The organism is Pararhizobium sp. A13, assembly GCF_040126305.1.
Lineage (GTDB): Bacteria > Pseudomonadota > Alphaproteobacteria > Rhizobiales > Rhizobiaceae > Pararhizobium.
Map to the genome: position 1 here is coordinate 3485816 of NZ_CP149510.1, position 16256 is coordinate 3502071.

Annotated in this window: 14 protein-coding genes; 5 read left to right on the top strand and 9 right to left on the bottom strand. The window is 60.9% G+C overall.

Translation table 11 applies throughout. The features are described 5' to 3' along the window. Window positions 1-12: 12 nt before the first annotated feature. Genes WI754_RS17175 through WI754_RS17185 form a run of 3 tightly spaced genes read right to left on the bottom strand, consistent with a single transcriptional unit; the run spans window position 13 to window position 2175 of the window. Window positions 13-414, bottom strand: a complete 402-nt coding sequence (locus tag WI754_RS17175) for a Fur family transcriptional regulator (RefSeq protein WP_349437849.1) — start codon at window positions 412-414, stop codon at window positions 13-15. Then, window positions 411-1244, bottom strand: a complete 834-nt coding sequence (znuB, locus tag WI754_RS17180; RefSeq protein ID WP_349434677.1) for a zinc ABC transporter permease subunit ZnuB — start codon at window positions 1242-1244, stop codon at window positions 411-413. The genes WI754_RS17175 and znuB overlap by 4 nt, the downstream gene beginning before the upstream one ends. Further along, window positions 1237-2175, bottom strand: a complete 939-nt coding sequence (locus WI754_RS17185; protein ID WP_349434678.1) for a metal ABC transporter ATP-binding protein — start codon at window positions 2173-2175, stop codon at window positions 1237-1239. Before WI754_RS17185 ends, znuB begins: the two co-directional genes overlap by 8 nt. Window positions 2176-2279: 104 nt before the next feature. Between WI754_RS17185 and WI754_RS17190 the strand changes: the two genes are divergently transcribed. Next, window positions 2280-3272, top strand: coding sequence for a zinc ABC transporter substrate-binding protein (locus WI754_RS17190; protein WP_349434679.1), 993 nt, complete (start codon window positions 2280-2282; stop codon window positions 3270-3272). An 89-nt stretch (window positions 3273-3361) separates the two neighbouring features. Further along, window positions 3362-4567 (top strand): GTP-binding protein, encoded by a 1206-nt coding sequence (locus tag WI754_RS17195; protein ID WP_349434680.1) that lies wholly within the window; start codon window positions 3362-3364, stop codon window positions 4565-4567. Between the two features lie 52 nt (window positions 4568-4619). Here WI754_RS17195 and WI754_RS17200 read toward each other — a convergent pair whose 3' ends face one another. After that, window positions 4620-4973 carry an RcnB family protein gene (locus tag WI754_RS17200; RefSeq protein WP_349434681.1) on the bottom strand — a complete coding sequence of 118 codons (354 nt, stop codon included), beginning with the start codon at window positions 4971-4973 and terminating at the stop codon, window positions 4620-4622. Window positions 4974-5114: 141 nt separating this feature from the next. After that, window positions 5115-6734 carry a glycoside hydrolase family 43 protein gene (locus tag WI754_RS17205; protein WP_349434682.1) on the bottom strand — a complete coding sequence of 540 codons (1620 nt, stop codon included), beginning with the start codon at window positions 6732-6734 and terminating at the stop codon, window positions 5115-5117. Between the two features lie 342 nt (window positions 6735-7076). On the opposite strand from WI754_RS17205, the gene WI754_RS17210 reads away from it, so the two are divergent. Next, entirely contained in the window at window positions 7077-7652 is a 576-nt protein-coding gene (locus tag WI754_RS17210; protein ID WP_349434683.1) for a TRAP transporter small permease subunit, read from the top strand. Then, entirely contained in the window at window positions 7649-9442 is a 1794-nt protein-coding gene (locus WI754_RS17215) for a TRAP transporter large permease subunit (protein WP_349434684.1), read from the top strand. Before WI754_RS17210 ends, WI754_RS17215 begins: the two co-directional genes overlap by 4 nt. Window positions 9443-9553: 111 nt before the next feature. Here WI754_RS17215 and WI754_RS17220 read toward each other — a convergent pair whose 3' ends face one another. Beyond that, complete coding sequence (locus WI754_RS17220; protein WP_349434685.1) at window positions 9554-10657, bottom strand: TRAP transporter substrate-binding protein; 1104 nt, start codon at window positions 10655-10657, stop codon at window positions 9554-9556. Between the two features lie 406 nt (window positions 10658-11063). Beyond that, a complete protein-coding gene (mgrA, locus tag WI754_RS17225; RefSeq protein WP_349434686.1) occupies window positions 11064-12095 on the bottom strand; it encodes an L-glyceraldehyde 3-phosphate reductase in 1032 nt (343 codons plus the stop codon). A gap of 212 nt (window positions 12096-12307) precedes the next feature. On the opposite strand from mgrA, the gene WI754_RS17230 reads away from it, so the two are divergent. Beyond that, window positions 12308-14119 carry a calcium-binding protein gene (locus WI754_RS17230; protein ID WP_349434687.1) on the top strand — a complete coding sequence of 604 codons (1812 nt, stop codon included), beginning with the start codon at window positions 12308-12310 and terminating at the stop codon, window positions 14117-14119. A gap of 91 nt (window positions 14120-14210) precedes the next feature. On the opposite strand, the gene WI754_RS17235 is transcribed toward WI754_RS17230, so the two are convergent. Next, entirely contained in the window at window positions 14211-15344 is a 1134-nt protein-coding gene (locus WI754_RS17235; RefSeq protein WP_349434688.1) for a Gfo/Idh/MocA family oxidoreductase, read from the bottom strand. Between the two features lie 15 nt (window positions 15345-15359). Continuing rightward, the gene (locus WI754_RS17240) at window positions 15360-16121 is read right to left on the bottom strand and encodes a sugar phosphate isomerase/epimerase (protein ID WP_349434689.1); all 762 of its coding nucleotides are present in this window, start codon (window positions 16119-16121) and stop codon (window positions 15360-15362) included. Window positions 16122-16256: the final 135 nt, after the last annotated feature.

Sequence of the window (16256 nt, forward strand, 5' to 3'; positions counted from 1 at the left end):
GCCTGACGGAGATTATGCGCAGGTGCAGTTCTGGCAGTGGCCGCGAATCTCGATCGTCGTCTTTTCGGTCTTGAAATGCTCCCTGCCGGCAAGCACCGAGAGCCGCTCCTCGATACCCGCATCATGCATTTCGGTCACCTGGCCGCAATCCTCGCAGATCGCAAAGGCGGTCACGCCGTGATCATGGTGATGATGATCCGGATGCGAGCAGGCGACGAAGGAGTTCATGCTTTCGAGCCGGTGGATCATGCCGAATTCGAGCAGCTTGTCGAGCGCACGATAGACCTGCAGCGGAGCGCGGAAACCGTGGTCGCGCAGCTTGTCGAGGATGGTATAGGCGCTGAGCGGGCCGTCGGCATGGGTCAGCGCATCGAGCACCAGCGTCTGGTTCTTGGTGAGTTGCTGCGCCATCAGTGATGCCCTCCATGCGTCGAGTGAATAGCCGTTTCGGTTTCGCCGTTCCGGCCGAACGGCAAAAGGCTGAGCACGAAAAGCCCCATCGCCGCAACCACGATCGAGGGACCGGACGGCGTATCGAAGTGCAGCGAGCCGAACAATCCGCCGGTGACGGCGAGCGCGCCGATCACCGAGGCGAGCACGGCCATGATTTCGGGCGACGTGGCAAAGCGCCGGGCGGTTGCCGCCGGAATGATCAAGAGCGAGGTGATCAGCAGAATGCCGACGATCTTCATGGCAATGGCGATCACCAAGGCCATCAGCAGCATGAAATAAAGCCGCGCCCGCTCCGGCTGCAGGCCTTCGGCCTCGGCCAGTTCCGGATTGACGGTGGAGGCAAGCAGCGGCCGCCAGAGATAGACGATGGCGAAGAGAACGAGAATGCCGCCGCCCCAGACGAGATCGATATCAGCCTCGGAAACCGCGAGGATATCGCCGAACAGGAAGCCGACGAGATCGATGCGCACCCAGGTCATGAAGGCGACCATGACGAGGCCGATCGACAGCGCCGAGTGGGAGAGAATGCCGAGCAGCGCGTCTGTCGACAGCGCGCCGCGCTTCTGCAGCAGCAGCAGCAGCAGCGAAACGACGGCGGCGACGATGAAGACGCTCAGCATCAGATTGAGGTTAAACAGCAGCGACAGCGCCACGCCGAGCAATGCCGAATGCGCCATGGTGTCGCCGAAATAGGCCATGCGCCGCCAGATGACGAAGCAGCCGAGCGGGCCGACCGTGATGGCAAGGCCGATGCCGGCAACGAGCGCGCGGGTGAAGAAATCGTCAAACACGGCGCGTCTCCTTGTTGCCGAAGCCCTGCAGGCGGCTGTGCTGGCCGCAGCCGCAATCCGGACCGTGGACGTGATCGGCATGGTCATGATCGTCATGACCATGATCGCCGTGGCCGTGGGCGCCATGGTGATGGCCATCGTCCGGATGGCAATGTTCGGTGATGCTGCCATCGGCATGCAGCACGCGGCCGTCGGGCAGATGGGTGTGGTCGTGATCGTGGCTGTAGACGGCAAGCGTCTTGGCCGCGCGGCTGCCGAACAGTTTCAGATATTCCGGGCTCTGGCTGACCACTTGCGGCGTGCCGCGGCAGCAGACATGGCCGTTGAGGCAGATCACCGTATCGGTCTCGGCCATCACCACATGCAGGTCGTGCGAGATCAGCAGGATGCCGCAGCCGGTCTGGTTGCGGATGGACTTGATCAGGTCGTAGAGCGCGATCTCGCCCGAGAAGTCGACGCCCTGTACCGGTTCGTCGAGAACGAGCAGATCGGGCTTGCGGGCAATGGCGCGGGCAAGCAGGGCCCGCTGGAATTCGCCGCCGGACAGGTGCTGCACCTCGGCGCGGGCAAGATGTGCGATGCCTGTGGAGTGCAGCGCCTCCTCGATCTCGCGGCCCTTGAGCGGACCAGTGAGCGTCATCAGGCGCTCGACAGTCAAAGGCAGCGTCCAGTCGATGGCGAGCTTCTGCGGCACATAGCCGACCTTCAGGCCCGGTTTGCGTTCGACCCAGCCCTCGTCCGGCTTCAGCACGCCGATCGCGGCCTTCGCGGTCGTCGATTTGCCCGAGCCGTTCGGGCCGATCAGCGTGACGATCTCGCCGCGGCTGATCGACAACTCGACGCCGCGCACCAGCCAGCGGCCGCTGCGGCGCACGCCGGCATTGTTCATGAGGACGAGAGGCTTCTGGTCGGGCGTGCGGAAATTCAGCATCAAAAAAATCCGGGTGAGGTGTTGCCAGCCGCTATGCCACACGTTATAGCATAACGCAATTGATGTAATAACATTACATTGATTTACAAGACAGGAGTCCCCGCATGAGCCTGAAAAAATCCCTCTTTTTCACATCCTCCCTGCTTCTCGCCCCCTCCATGCTTCTGGCAACAGGCACCGCCCATGCCGAAGTGCCGCACGTGGTCGTTTCGATCAAGCCGATCCACTCCCTGGTTGCCTCGATCATGCAGGGCGTCGGCGAACCGGCACTGATCGTCGAGGGCGCCGCCTCCCCCCATACCTACAGCATGAAACCTTCCAACGCCTCGGCGCTGGAGAACGCCAATATCGTCTTTTGGGTCGGCCATGGGCTGGAAGCCTTTCTGGAAAAGCCGCTGGAGTCGCTGGGCAGCGGCGCAAAGATCGTCGAACTGGACGACGCGCCCGGGCTCGAAAAGCTGAAATTCCGCGAAGGCGGCGCCTTCGAACCGCATGACGACGGCGACGAGCAGGAGGCAAGTGCGGAGGGCGCCGGGGACCACGCCCACGAAGAGGGCCATCACCACGACGAGGGTGAATTCGACATGCACCTCTGGCTCGATCCGGCCAATGCCAAGGCGATGGCCGCCGAGATCGAAACGACGCTGGCGGCCGCAGATCCGGACAATGCCGCCACCTACAAGACCAATCTCGAGGCCCTGAACACACGGCTCGATGCCCTCGACAAGACACTCGAAGAGGCGGTCGCACCGATCAAGGACAAGCCCTTCATCGTCTTTCATGATGCCTATCAATATTTCGAGCATCGCTACCATGTGAAGGTGGCAGGCTCGATCACGGTGAGCCCCGAGACCCTGCCGGGCGCCGAACGCCTGTCGCAGATCCACGCCAAGATCGTCGAACTGGGCGCGACCTGCGTCTTTGCCGAACCGCAGTTCGAGCCGAAGCTCGTCAATGTCGTGCTCGAAGGCACGCCGGCGAAATCGGGCACGCTCGACCCGGAAGCGGCTACCCTCGATGCCGGCCCCGACCTCTATTTCCAGCTGATGGAAGGTATCGGCACCTCGCTGAAAACCTGCCTTTCCAACGGCAGCTAAACAGGCATTTCCGGCGTTTCAAAAGGCGGGCCACGAGTCCGCCTTTTTCAGATCATTAAATGTAATGGTATAACATAGGGATACGGGTGATGTCCGACAAGCTTCCGGTCACCGTTCTCTCCGGCTTTCTCGGCGCCGGAAAGACCACGGTGCTCAATCATATCCTCAACAATCGCGACGGGCTGCGGGTGGCGGTGATCGTCAACGACATGAGCGAGGTGAACATCGACGCCGCTTTGGTGCGCGACGGCGGCGCCAACCTGTCGCGGACGGAGGAGCAACTGGTCGAGATGACCAATGGCTGCATCTGCTGCACGCTGCGCGACGACCTGCTGAACGAGGTGCACAAGCTGGCGGAACAGGACCGCTTCGACTACCTGCTGATCGAATCGACCGGCATTGCCGAACCGCTTCCCGTTGCGACGACGTTCGAATTTCGCGACGAGAACGGCAACAGCCTCTCCGATGTTGCACGGCTCGATACGATGGTGACCGTCGTCGATGCCGCAAGCCTTCTGGCCGACTATTCCTCCGATGATTTCCTTGCCGACCGCGGCGACACGGCCGGAGACGGCGACAACCGCACGCTTGTCGATCTGCTGGTCGAACAGATCGAATTCGCCGATGTCGTCATCCTCAACAAAACCGGCAGCGCCACGCCCGAACAGCTTGACGCGGCGCGCAAGATCGTCATCGGCCTCAATCCGGATGCACGGCTGCTCGAGGCGGATTTCGGGCGTGTGGCGCTGCGCGATGTGCTGGGCACCGGGCTGTTCGATATGGCGAAGGCCCAGCAGCATCCGCTCTGGTACAAGGAACTGCACGGGTTCAAGGACCATATGCCGGAAACGGAGGAATACGGCATTCGCTCCTTCGTCTACCGGGCGAAAAAGCCGTTCGATCCAACCCGGTTTCACGCCTTCATCAACCGCGCATGGCCGGGCGTGGTTCGCGCCAAGGGCTTTTTCTGGCTGGCGACGCGGCCGCATCACGTCGGCGAACTGAGCCAGGCGGGTCCCATGGTGCGCACGTCGAAGATGGGGCTCTGGTGGTCGGCGGTTCCCAAGGCCCAGTGGCCGGACGATCCGGGGTTTCTGGCCCTGATGAAACCCCATCTCGATCCCGTCTGGGGCGACCGGCGCCAGGAGATCGTCTTCATCGGCGCCGATCCGATGGACCAGGCGGCGCTGGAAGCCGAGCTTGACGATTGTCTGGTGGATGCCGGCAGTTTCACGCCGGAACGGTGGCGGACGCTGCCCGATCCGTTCACGGACTGGTCGGCCCGGGCAAGTTAGCAGCACCAGCCGCCGGTGGCGAAAGGCGGCCCGCCGCCTTTCGATCCTCTGGCTAACGGGTTGCCAGATTGACGATCACGCCGGTCGCAACGCTGATCAGCAGGAAGTCGTTGTCGACGCGAACCCACTGCTGGCCGCGCTGTGGCGCATAGAGCCTGTAACGGCGGTAATCCTGGACTGCGGCAATGTGTCGACGCTCGGCCGGTGACAGGCGATAGCCGCGCGCCCAGCGCTTCTTCACGACGACGCGCTTCTCGACGATTTTCGTGTTGCCATGCCTGTAGACATTCTTTTCGACATGCCGCTCCTTCACCTGAGCGACCTCGAACGGCTTTGCCGGCTGCGCGGAAGCCATCGGCGCGGCCAGGAAAGATCCGGCGACCAAGGCGATCAACAAACGTTTCATCGGGGTGTCCTTTCGTTCTTGACACCCCGAAACTAAGACCTTTGAGATGAACGGAAACTGAAAACGGAAATTACAAAATTGTAATGACGTCAGCCAATTACAATAGTTACCTAATGCACTACTTTCTCATTCAATGGTGAATTACAACGCCTCATAGCTAAAGCGGTCGAAATCGGCGACCTGCGCCCGGCCGGACGTATCGAAAGCGAACACGCCTGCGAATGCGCCGGTGAACGACCCGTGTTCGCCGCGCCCGCCCTCGTCGGATACGACGCCGGCATCGAGCACCGGGCCGATCTTGCGCCAGGCACGGTAGCCGTCGGGGTGCCAGAAGAACTGCAGCTCGTTATCCCGGACTTCCATGGCCAGATAGACCCGTCCGAATGGAACGGTGACGCCACTTTCGGCGGGAAACGTCATGCGGCCATGCGGAAAATCTCCGGCGCAGGAGAAGATCGTCACGACCCGGCCGAGCTTTTCATGCAGGGTGACGACGAGCGCGTGAAACTTGTGGCGGTTGTAGTAATGGGTCAGACCGGCAGCCTGCTGATAGGTATCCGGCTCGAACTCGACGACCGTCTCCGCGCGGAAGGAATGATGCTCCTGGCGGCGCGCCACCAGCGCCTGTTCGAACCAGCTGCCGATGCTTTCACGGCCGAACAGCCTCAGATGGCCGGGCTTCTCCGTCAGCGAAAAAATCCGCTCGGGCAGAGGCGTGCGCAGCCATTGGAAATCATCGGGCAACGCAGCGCCGTCGAAGTCGCTTTCGACCTTTGCGGGCTTCTCGATGACAGCGGTCTCGCCCGGCGCCGCAACCTCGACGGCCGGTACGACACCACCCTGCTCCAGATAGAGCCATCCGTCATCGCGCCAGACGCATTTCTGCAGCGCCGTCTCACGGCCGAGCGTGCAGCGCCGCTGCGGCGGCAAAGGCCGGCCCGTCAGGTGGGTGTGATAGGCCTGGCCGTCCGGCGTCTCGACATACTGGCCGTGCCCTGCCCTTTGCAGCACCGCGTCCGGCGCGTCCTTGGAGGTGATCAGATGCGTCTGCGGATGCATCTCGTAGGGACCTTCGATGCTACGCGAGCGAGCCATCGTCACCACGTGATCATATCCGGTGCCGCCCTCGGCTGTCGTCAGATAGTACCAGCCGTTGCGCTTGAAGAGATGCGGGCCTTCGACGAGCCCTTGGCTACTGCCGGCGAAGATATTCTGGATCGCCCCGACGAGCTTCCGCGAGACCGGATCCCATTCCTGCAGCAGGATACCGTCGAAGGCCGGCGATTTCGGCGCCCCGCCGAAGCTTTCGGTGCGGTGGTTCCATTGCATGTTGACGAACCACTTGCGGCCGTCGTCATCATGGAACAGCGACGGATCGAAGCCGGAGGAATTGACATAAACCGGATCGGACCACTCGCCCTCGATCGAAGGGGACGTGACGATGTAGTTGTGCGCGTCCTTGAAGTTGCCGTCGAAGCGCTTGACGTCGGTGTAGACGAGCCAGAACAGGCCGTCGACATGGGAAAGGCACGGCGCCCAGACGCCGCAACTGTCCGGATTGCCGCGCATGTCGAGCTGGCTTGCCCGCTCGAGCGGGCGGCGCACCAGCCGCCAGTTGACTAGATCGCGCGAGTGGTGGATCTGCACGCCCGGATACCATTCGAACGTGGACGTGGCGATGTAGTAATCCTCGCCCACGCGGCAAATCGACGGGTCCGGGTTGAAGCCCGGCAGGATCGGATTGCGAATCGTCGCGGTCATGTCTTCCCCCCAAGGTTTCTCACGACATCCAGCCTGAAGCTCGGCGCCGTTTCAAGAGCAGTCGCACCTGTTACGACACATTGAACTGCCGTTCTGCCGAGTCGTCCATGTTGCAGAGACACGCCGACATTGCCGGGGACGCCAAGGGCTTGGCAAGGTTGTTTTCGCACGATTTTTGCCTAAGCTTTGGGCATTGCCGGGAAGCTCACACGCTACTTTGGTATCACCGCGGCGTGACGATGCGGGAAAATCCTGTCCGAGCCTTGAAAGAGGCCTTGAAATCGGCACTGTGGCTGTGCTCGGCAACAAAAATCGAAAACAGCCATTGCGGGAGGAAAACTTATGGCCGCACTGCTCGGTATCAGCAGGCTCATTGACCGAATCACGGAAATCATCGGCAAGTCAGTCTCCTGGCTTATCCTGGTGGCCGTTCTTGTCAGCGCCGGCAATGCCATTATCCGAAAAATATTCAATATGTCGTCGAATGCCTGGCTCGAGGCGCAGTGGTATCTGTTCGGCGCCGCCTTCATGTTCGCAGCCGCCTACACGCTGAGCCAAAACGAGCACATCCGCATCGACGTCGTCTATGGCAAGTTTTCGCGCCGTGTGCAGCACTGGATCGACCTGTTCGGACATGTCTTCTTCCTGATGCCGTTCGTATTGCTGATGACATACTACCTCGTCCCCTATTTCCTGATGTCTTACCGCTCGCAGGAAGGCTCATCCAGCGCCGGTGGCCTGATCGTCTGGCCAGCCAAGGCGATCCTCCTTTTCGGCTTCATCCTGCTTGCCCTGCAGGGGGTGTCGGAAATCATCAAGAAGATCGCGATTATGACCGGCAATATGGACGATCCAACGCCCTACGTACCGACCCACGCACCGCTGGATGAAGCCATCATTCCGGAGGCGCGCCCGTGATCGAGTTCATCGCTGTAAACCTCGCACCGATCATGTTCGTGTCATTGATCGTCTTCCTCCTGCTGGGTTATCCCGTTGCCTTTTCGCTCGCCGCCAATGGCCTGCTGTTCTTCATCATCGGCGTGGAGCTTGCTCCTTTATCCGGCGGCTCCGTCAATCTCTCCTGGCCATTGCTCAACGCGCTGCCCGAACGATTCTGGGGGGTGATGTCGAACGACACATTGCTCGCCATCCCCTTCTTTACCTTCATGGGGATCGTGCTCGAACGATCCGGCATGGCCGAGGACCTGCTCGACACGATCGGCCAGTTGTTCGGCCCGATCCGCGGCGGCCTTGCCTATGCGGTGATCTTCGTCGGAGCGCTGCTCGCAGCCACCACCGGCGTGGTCGCGGCGTCGGTCATCGCCATGGGCCTGATCTCGCTGCCGATCATGCTGCGCTACGGCTATGACCGGCGCGTCGCCTCCGGCGTCATCGCGGCGTCCGGCACGCTTGCCCAGATCATTCCGCCTTCGCTGGTCCTGATCGTTCTTGCCGACCAGCTCGGCCGTTCGGTTGGCGACATGTATGCCGGCGCCCTGATCCCCGGCCTGGTGCTGACCGGGCTCTACATGCTCTATATCCTGATCATGACCTTCGTCCGGCGTGACTCAATGCCGGCGCTGCCGCTCGAAGCCCGCACGCTCGGCGCGGGCGTTACCTCGCTCTTTGTGGCGCTTGCCGTCGCGGCTGGCATCGCCTATGCCGCTCATGTCTACCTCTCACCGACGCAGGGTGAAAACGCCGATATTCTCGGCTTCACTGTCGGTGTGGCCTTCATCTACGTGGTTGCGCTCGTCGACAGGGGATTGAAGATCAATGCGATGTCCAGGCTTGCCCAGCAGGTCATCATCGTGCTGATCCCGCCGCTGGCATTGATCTTCCTCGTGCTCGGCACGATCTTCCTCGGTATTGCCACGCCGACGGAAGGCGGCGCCATGGGCGCTGTCGGCGCCCTGATCATGGCGGCAGCCAAGGGACGGCTGACCTTGGATGTGGTCCGCTCCGCGCTGGCCGCCACCACGCGGCTGTCGGCCTTCGTGCTGTTCATCCTGATCGGCGCACGGGTGTTCTCGCTGACTTTCTACGGAGTCAACGGCCATGTCTGGGTGGAACATCTGCTCGTGGGGATGCCTGGCGGTGAAACGGGCTTCCTGATCACCGTCAACCTGCTCGTCTTCTTCCTGGCGTTCTTCCTGGATTTCTTCGAACTCGCCTTCATCATCGTGCCGCTGCTCGCGCCCGCGGCCAACGCACTCGGCATCGACCTCATCTGGTTCGGCGTCCTGCTCGGCATCAACATGCAGACGAGCTTCATGCATCCGCCCTTTGGGTTTGCGCTGTTCTACCTGCGTTCGGTCGCGGCCAAGGTGCCCTATCTCGATCGGGTCACGGGTAAGCTGACGAAACCGGTGACCACAGGGCAGATCTATTGGGGGGCGGTGCCGTTCGTCGGCATCCAGGTCCTTATGGTGGCACTGACGATCATGTTCCCGCAGATGGTCATGCACTACAAGGGCAACGCCGCCGTGGTGGACCCGGCAACGATCAAGATCGAGGTCCCGGGCTTCGGCACCGGTGGCGGTCTTGGGCTGCCGGACAATGGAGGCGGTCTCGGCCTGCCGGGTGGCCTGCAACTGCCGGGCGGCAATCCGCTCGACGGCGGCCAGCAGCCGGCGGATCAGAACGGCGCCGGCGGCGAGCAGAAGAAACCCGCCAATGACCTGAGCGCCCCGCCGTCCTTCAACTGACTTGAAAGCCGGGCCGGTGTTCGCACCGGCCCTCCTCCACACAAACGATGGGCATAGAAAAACCCCGAAGCACGCTTCGGGGTTTCTTCGTTTCAGCGATGAAACCGGCGTTTAGAGCTTGCCGCCCCGCTGCTGGATCATCATGAAAGTATCATAGTTGTATTCGGCGATCTGGGCGTTCAGATAATACTCGCCGCGGAACGCCTTGATCGAATCCCAGATCTTTTTGAAGGTCGGGTTCGAGGCTTCAATGCCAGCGTAAACCTTATTGGCCGCGTCGAAGCAGGCCGACAGGATTTCCGGGCTGAAGGGTTTGAGCTGGGCGCCCGCGCCAACGAGGCGCTTGATCGCCGAGGCGTTGAGCCAATCGTACGCCTGTAACATGTTGGCGTCAGCAGCCTGTGCTGCCACTTTCAGTACTGACTGATATTGGGGCGGCAGTTCATCAAACTTACCCTTGTTAAATAACGTATGGACGGTCGGTCCACCTTCCCACCAGCCGGGATAGTAGTAGTACGGCGCAACCTTGTAGAAGCCGAGTTTTTCGTCGTCATAGGGGCCGACGAATTCTGCACCGTCAATCGCGCCCCTCTCTAACGCCGGGTATATGTCGCCGCCGGCCAACTGCTGAGGAATGACGCCGAGCTGCTCCAGCACTTTGCCCGCGAAGCCACCGACACGGTACTTCAGACCCTGAAGGTCGGCGACCGTCTTGATCTCCTTGCGAAACCAGCCGCCCATCTGCACCCCAGTGTTGCCGCAGGGGAAACCGACGAGACCCTGAGTGCCCAGGAACTCATTGAAAAGGTCAATACCGCCGCCATGATAGTGCCAAGCATTGATACCACGCGCATTGAGTGAGAATGGCACCGCCGAACCCAGTGCCCAGGTCGGATCTTTACCCCAGAAATAGTAGCAGACCGTGTGTGCAGATTCGATCGTGCCCGCGGAAACTGCGTCAGCGACCTGGAGCGCCGGAACGATCTCGCCCGCCGCGAAAACTTGAATCTGAAAGTTGCCGTCAGTGACCTCCGAGACATACTTAGAAAGACTCAACGCGCCGCCAAAGATTGTTTCAGAGAGACTCTTCGGGAACGACGACGCCAGCCGCCAAGTGACCTTAGGGCTGCTCTGGGCGATGGCGGGCGCTGCGAGCGTCGTTGCCGCGGCGGCGCCACCGAGACCTGCACGTTTGATGAATGAACGGCGATCCATATTTTCTCCTCTGTTTTCGCGGACAGCCGGCCTTGCCGATACTGCTCCTCCCGCAGGGCGCAGGCCGCACCGGCCGGTCTCGGCTGGTTCAAACGACATGCACGATTCCCAGTTCAAGACATTCAGACCCGTCATTTCCAACGAAATCACGGGTCTCCGGCGGCAGCTTACACGCTCACCCCCTCATGTCCAGCGGCGCGGATAATGCACGATCTTCGACTTTTGTCTAATAACAACTTTCAATGTTTGCAGCAACTTACGGAACCTTGGTTAACATGCTCGCGCGGCGGCCTCGAAGGAAAAATCCGGGCAGACAGGCCGTTGATCTAAGCCCGCAGGAGACGGAAAGGGGCACCGGACCAGACGATCCGATACCCCTATATAGCAACCCGAATGCGGGTGCCGCTTACGCGCGCTCCGCCGACGAAGCCCAGAGATTGATGTCGGCTTCCTTGGCATAGATGTCGATCTCCGCCAGCTCTTCCGGCGTGAACGTGTCGTTCTTCAGCGCGGCGACACAATCGACGATCTGCGAGGAGCGGCTGGCACCGATCAGCGCCGAGGTGATATGGCCGCCGCGCAGCACCCAGGCGATCGCCATCTGCGCCAGCGTCTGGCCGCGCTTCTCGGCGATCTCGTTGAGCTTCCTGATATTGTCGATAATCGACGGGCGGATGAAGTCCTTCTTGAGGAAATGGTTCTGTGCCGCGCGGCTGTCGGCGGGAATGCCGCCGAGATATTTCGTCGTCAGCATGCCCTGCGCCAGCGGCGAAAACACGATCGAACCGACGCCGAGGCCTTCGAGCGTATCGACGAGGCCGTCATCCTCGACCCAGCGGTTGAGCATCGAATAGCTCGGCTGATGGATGAGCAGCGGTGTGCCAAGGTCTTTCAGGATAGCAGCCGCCTCGCGCGTGCGCTGCGAGTTATAGGACGAAATGCCGATATAAAGCGCCCTGCCCGAACGGACAATATGATCCAGCGCCGCACAGGTTTCCTCGAGCGGCGTATCGGGATCGAAGCGGTGCGAATAAAAGATATCGACATAGTCGAGGCCCATGCGCTTCAGGCTCTGGTCGCAGGAGGCGATCAGATACTTGCGGCTGCCCCACTCGCCATAGGGACCCGGCCACATGTCGTAGCCGGCCTTGGAGGAGATGATCAACTCGTCGCGCAAGCCGGCAAATTCGGTGCGGAGGATTTCGCCGAAGGCGGTTTCGGCCGAGCCCGGAGGCGGACCGTAATTGTTGGCGAGATCGAAATGGGTGATGCCGAGATCAAACGCCGTGCGGCACATGTCGAGCTTGCGCTCGTGCGGCGTATCATGGCCGAAATTGTGCCAGAGGCCGAGCGACATCGCCGGCAGCTTCAGCCCGCTCTTGCCGCAGCGATTGTATTTCATCGTCTCGTAGCGATTGTCTGCCGGTTGCCATGCCATGTCAGATATCCTTCCCATTGGGTCCGCAAGTCGCGGCCGAGACAGCGATATGCCACGGAGGCGCCGGCCGAAACAAGAGCCATCGAACGCTCAAGCTTAAGCAATTGAACAGTTTTCAGTGTTAAAAACCGGCGAGGATCCTTGGCGATAGGCGGCCAGTAAACGCGTTGATTTCATCATTGATAGAAATTTCAATATCCGACAGGTGAATCGTGGCGCTCACCAATATTACCGAGATCGAAAAGAAAGACTTCCTGTCGAAGACCGTCGCTTTCCTGAAGAAATGGGAGAATGCCGGCCTGATCGGCGACACGCAGCCGAGCGCGCAAGGCGGCATTCATGACGACAGCAAGCAAATCCCGACCGTCGGTTATGGCCTGAACCTCAAGGCGCTGAGTTTCAGCGACATTTCGAAGGCCTACAGGCTGGCGCTGACCGGAAAGATCGACGGCAAGCTGTCAGGCCTGCAGGAAAGCGGCCTGAAAATCATCGAAAAATGGAAGGCCGACAAGACGCCGACCGCCGCAGACGATGTTGCGCTGATCAACAAGTCGCAAGGCAAGGCTGGTACGACGGCGGAAAGGAAAGCGCTTCAGTCGCTTTGGCTGACCGATGCCCAAGCCAGTGTCCTGCTCGAAGCCAGGCTCAAGGGACAGGCGGGCCTATTCTCCTCGTCGATTGAGAAGGAGCTGACAGCGAGGCTGAACGCTTTCGGTGCCACCCTGCCGGAGGAATCGCAGGAACGGCTCGTTCTCTATTCGCTGTACTACAACGCACCAACCCTGATCGGCCCGGGCATCGCGACCGCCATCAAGACCGACAACCATGCCCGATTCTGGTACGAAGTCCGTTACAACCACAGCAATTTCGACTTCAAGGGCCTGCAGAACCGGCGCGAAGACGAATCGAACAAGGTGGGCATCCTTGCGCCGGCCGATCGAAAGGATTCCGGCGCCGTGCTCAAGGCGATGGACTTCCTGTTCGATCGCGAAGGCGGAGCATCAAGCGTCTACGAGAAGATCGCCACCCGCGACAAGGTCATCAACGAGGCGGACACGGTGAATGCGGAGACCCAGTCGTTCGAGGCACAAATCGCGTCCTACCTGAAAATCCTGTCGGACAAATACGCCTTTGGCGACCAATTGCACTTCGTCCAGGCGGGCGGCGCGGGCAACGACACATTTGCTCCGGGTGTCGCGAGCTACGCGCGCCTCGATGCCGAGACGATGCGGAATGAGACGAACACCAACGATCTCGTCATCGCCGGCGATGGCGACAACAGGATAAAGACCGGAGGCGGCGACGACTGGGTCTATTCCGGCAAGGGAAAGGACAACATAGACCTGGGCGCGGGCGACGATCACGCGTCCGCAGGCGCCGGCAATGACATCATCAACGGCGGCGACGGTAGCGACATCATGAATGGCGGCAAGGGCTACGACACCTACGTTATCGATGACCTTTCGGACCGCGTTGTCGATAGCGACAAGGGGAAGATAAAAACCGAGATTTCGCTAAACGTCCTGACGCAGAACATCGATACCTATGTCAACCTCAAGGCCGGCCTGACACACACACTGAAACTCGACGCCGCCAAGCTCCCCGCCGATGCCGAAGGTGATGTCGACAGGGTGAATTTCGAAGGCAGCAGCGGCAACGATACCTACCGCCTGTCGCTGACCGACGACAGCCTGCTCGCCTATTTCAAGACCGGCGCCGGCAACGACAAGCTCATCCTGACCGGCAGGGAAAATCCCGAAACGGGCACGACGACAATCTTCGTGGAAGACGCCGCAAGTTCCGACCGTTTCGACATCTCTGTCTTTGATGCCCGTACCCTTGATGCGTTTCAGGGCACGGCGCAGGACATCGGGGATTATTTCTACAAGCTGGAAAGCCAATCGGACGTGACCACGATGGCTATCTGGTATGCCGCGAACAACGGCGACGGCGGCTCCAGTCTCAACAAGATGATCTCGATCGCCTCGACGGAGACGATGTCCGACGCCATGTTCGTCGTCTGATCACGGCACCAGCCTCAAGTCCGGCCCAGATCGCCGAAAGAGGTTGATGGAGAACTGGCCCGCCACCCCGGCAGCGGGCCAGAAACGGGCATCACCGCAGAAGCGCGTTGGCCTCCTCGATGCCGAGTGCGGCCGGCTGCGTGCAGGTCGTCGTCAGTTCGACGAACTGGCCCGTCTCGCCCGACTGCAGGATCGACACCATGACATCGACGCCATGCAGCGCACGCTCCAACGAGCAGCGGGCGTCGCGACCTTCGAGGATGGCAAGCGCCATGTCGGCAAGGCCGGCCGTGCGGTAGTTGGCCATCGGCCCCACCGGATGCTCCTGATTGGTGACAGCGAAAGGATGATCCCACATCTCGACGGGCTGGATGTCCTTGTCGCAGCCGCTGGCCGAGACCGTGCCACCGAAGAAGTTCGGATCGGGCAGGAAGAGCGAGCCTTCCGTCCCATAGAGCTCCATATTGCCGTGGCGGTGCGACCAGACATCCCAGCTTGCCGATAACGTGACCGTCGCGCCGTTCTGGAATTCGAGCAGCGCATGGATGTTGGTTGGCGTCTTCACCGGGATGACCTCGCCCTTGCGCGGCTCGCTGGTGATGGTGCGGGTCGGATTGGCCATCGAGGTCAGTGCCGCGACGCGCTTGACCGGGCCGATCAGGTTGATGAGGTTGGCGATATAATACGGGCCAAGATCGAGGATCGGGCCGCCGCCGGGCAGGAAGAAGAAGTCCGGGTTCGGATGCCACATCTCCATGCCCGGGCTCATCACGTGGCAGGTGCCCGAGGTCACACGGCCGATCTTGCCCTGGTCGATATAGTCCCGCGCCAGCTGGTGCGCGCCGCCGAGGAAGGTATCCGGTGCGCATCCGACCTTCAGGTTGTTGGCCGTGGCGATGCCGCGCAGCTGCTCGCCCTGTTCCAGCGTCAGTACCAGCGGCTTTTCGGAATAGACGTGCTTGCCGGCCTCGAGGATCATCTTCGAGACGGGGAAATGCGCTTCCGGGATCGTCAGGTTGACGACGATGTCGATCTCCGGATTGGCAAGCAGTTCCTCGATGGTCTGTGCCTTGACGTCATATTCCGATGCGCGCGTCTCGGCGGCGGCCGGATTGATGTCGGCGCAGGCGATGACCCTGATGCCCCTGAAGAGCGGCGAGAGCCTGAAATAGGTGGTGGAAATGTTGCCGCATCCAATGATGCCGACGCCGAGTTCTCGTGTCATGATGTGCTCTTTCTATCAGTAGGTCTTGATCGATGCGATCGAGCGCTCGGCCGTCGCCTTGAAATCCTTGGGGTTGTCGTGCTCGACGATGTAGTATCGGGCAGGTGTCACGGTCAGCGCAGTGAACAGCCTCTTCCAATCAACGGTGCCATGGCCGACATCGGCCCAGCCGTCCTCATCCGCGTTTTCGCCGGCTGCAGCGATGTCCTTCAAGTGGACGGCGGTAATGCGGCGGCCATATTTTTCGATCCAGGCAAAGGGATCGGCACCGCCGCGGATGACCCAGGCGATGTCTGCTTCCCAGCTCAGGTTCGGTCCGCCGGCAAAGATATGCTCCTGCGGGACCGAGCCGTCAGGCAGTGCGATAAATTCGAAGTCATGATTGTGCCAGCCGAAGTCGAGACCGGCGTCACGGATGGGTTTTCCGGCCTTTTCCAGGCGCTCGCCGAACGCCCTCCAGCCTGCCGCGTCCGCCGGACGCTGGTCGGGAAGCAGGTAGGGGCAATAGATCGCCCTGATGCCGAGGGCGTTAGCGATTTTCAGCACGCCGGCGGGATCGGATTCGAGCATATCAAGACCGAAATGGGCCGATGGCATGGTCACGCCACTTTCATCCATGTCAGCCTTCAAGGCAGCCAGGGCGGCGTCATCGAGCGACGCGTAGAGAGCGCCATAGCCCTCGACCTGTTTGTAGCCGGCAGCGCCGACGATCTTGAGGACATCGGCAAGTGGCGGGAAGTTGCGGGCGCTGTAAAGCTGGAAACTGACGGTCTGCATGGAAAGTCCTCCTTGGGATTTATTGGAGCTAGGTATCGTACTCCGAGACCGGCAGAGGGCTCGGATGGATGTTCGTCGGATTTGCCGGCATGAAGGCATCGCTCCGTACGATGAAGGCATCGACTTCACTGCGCA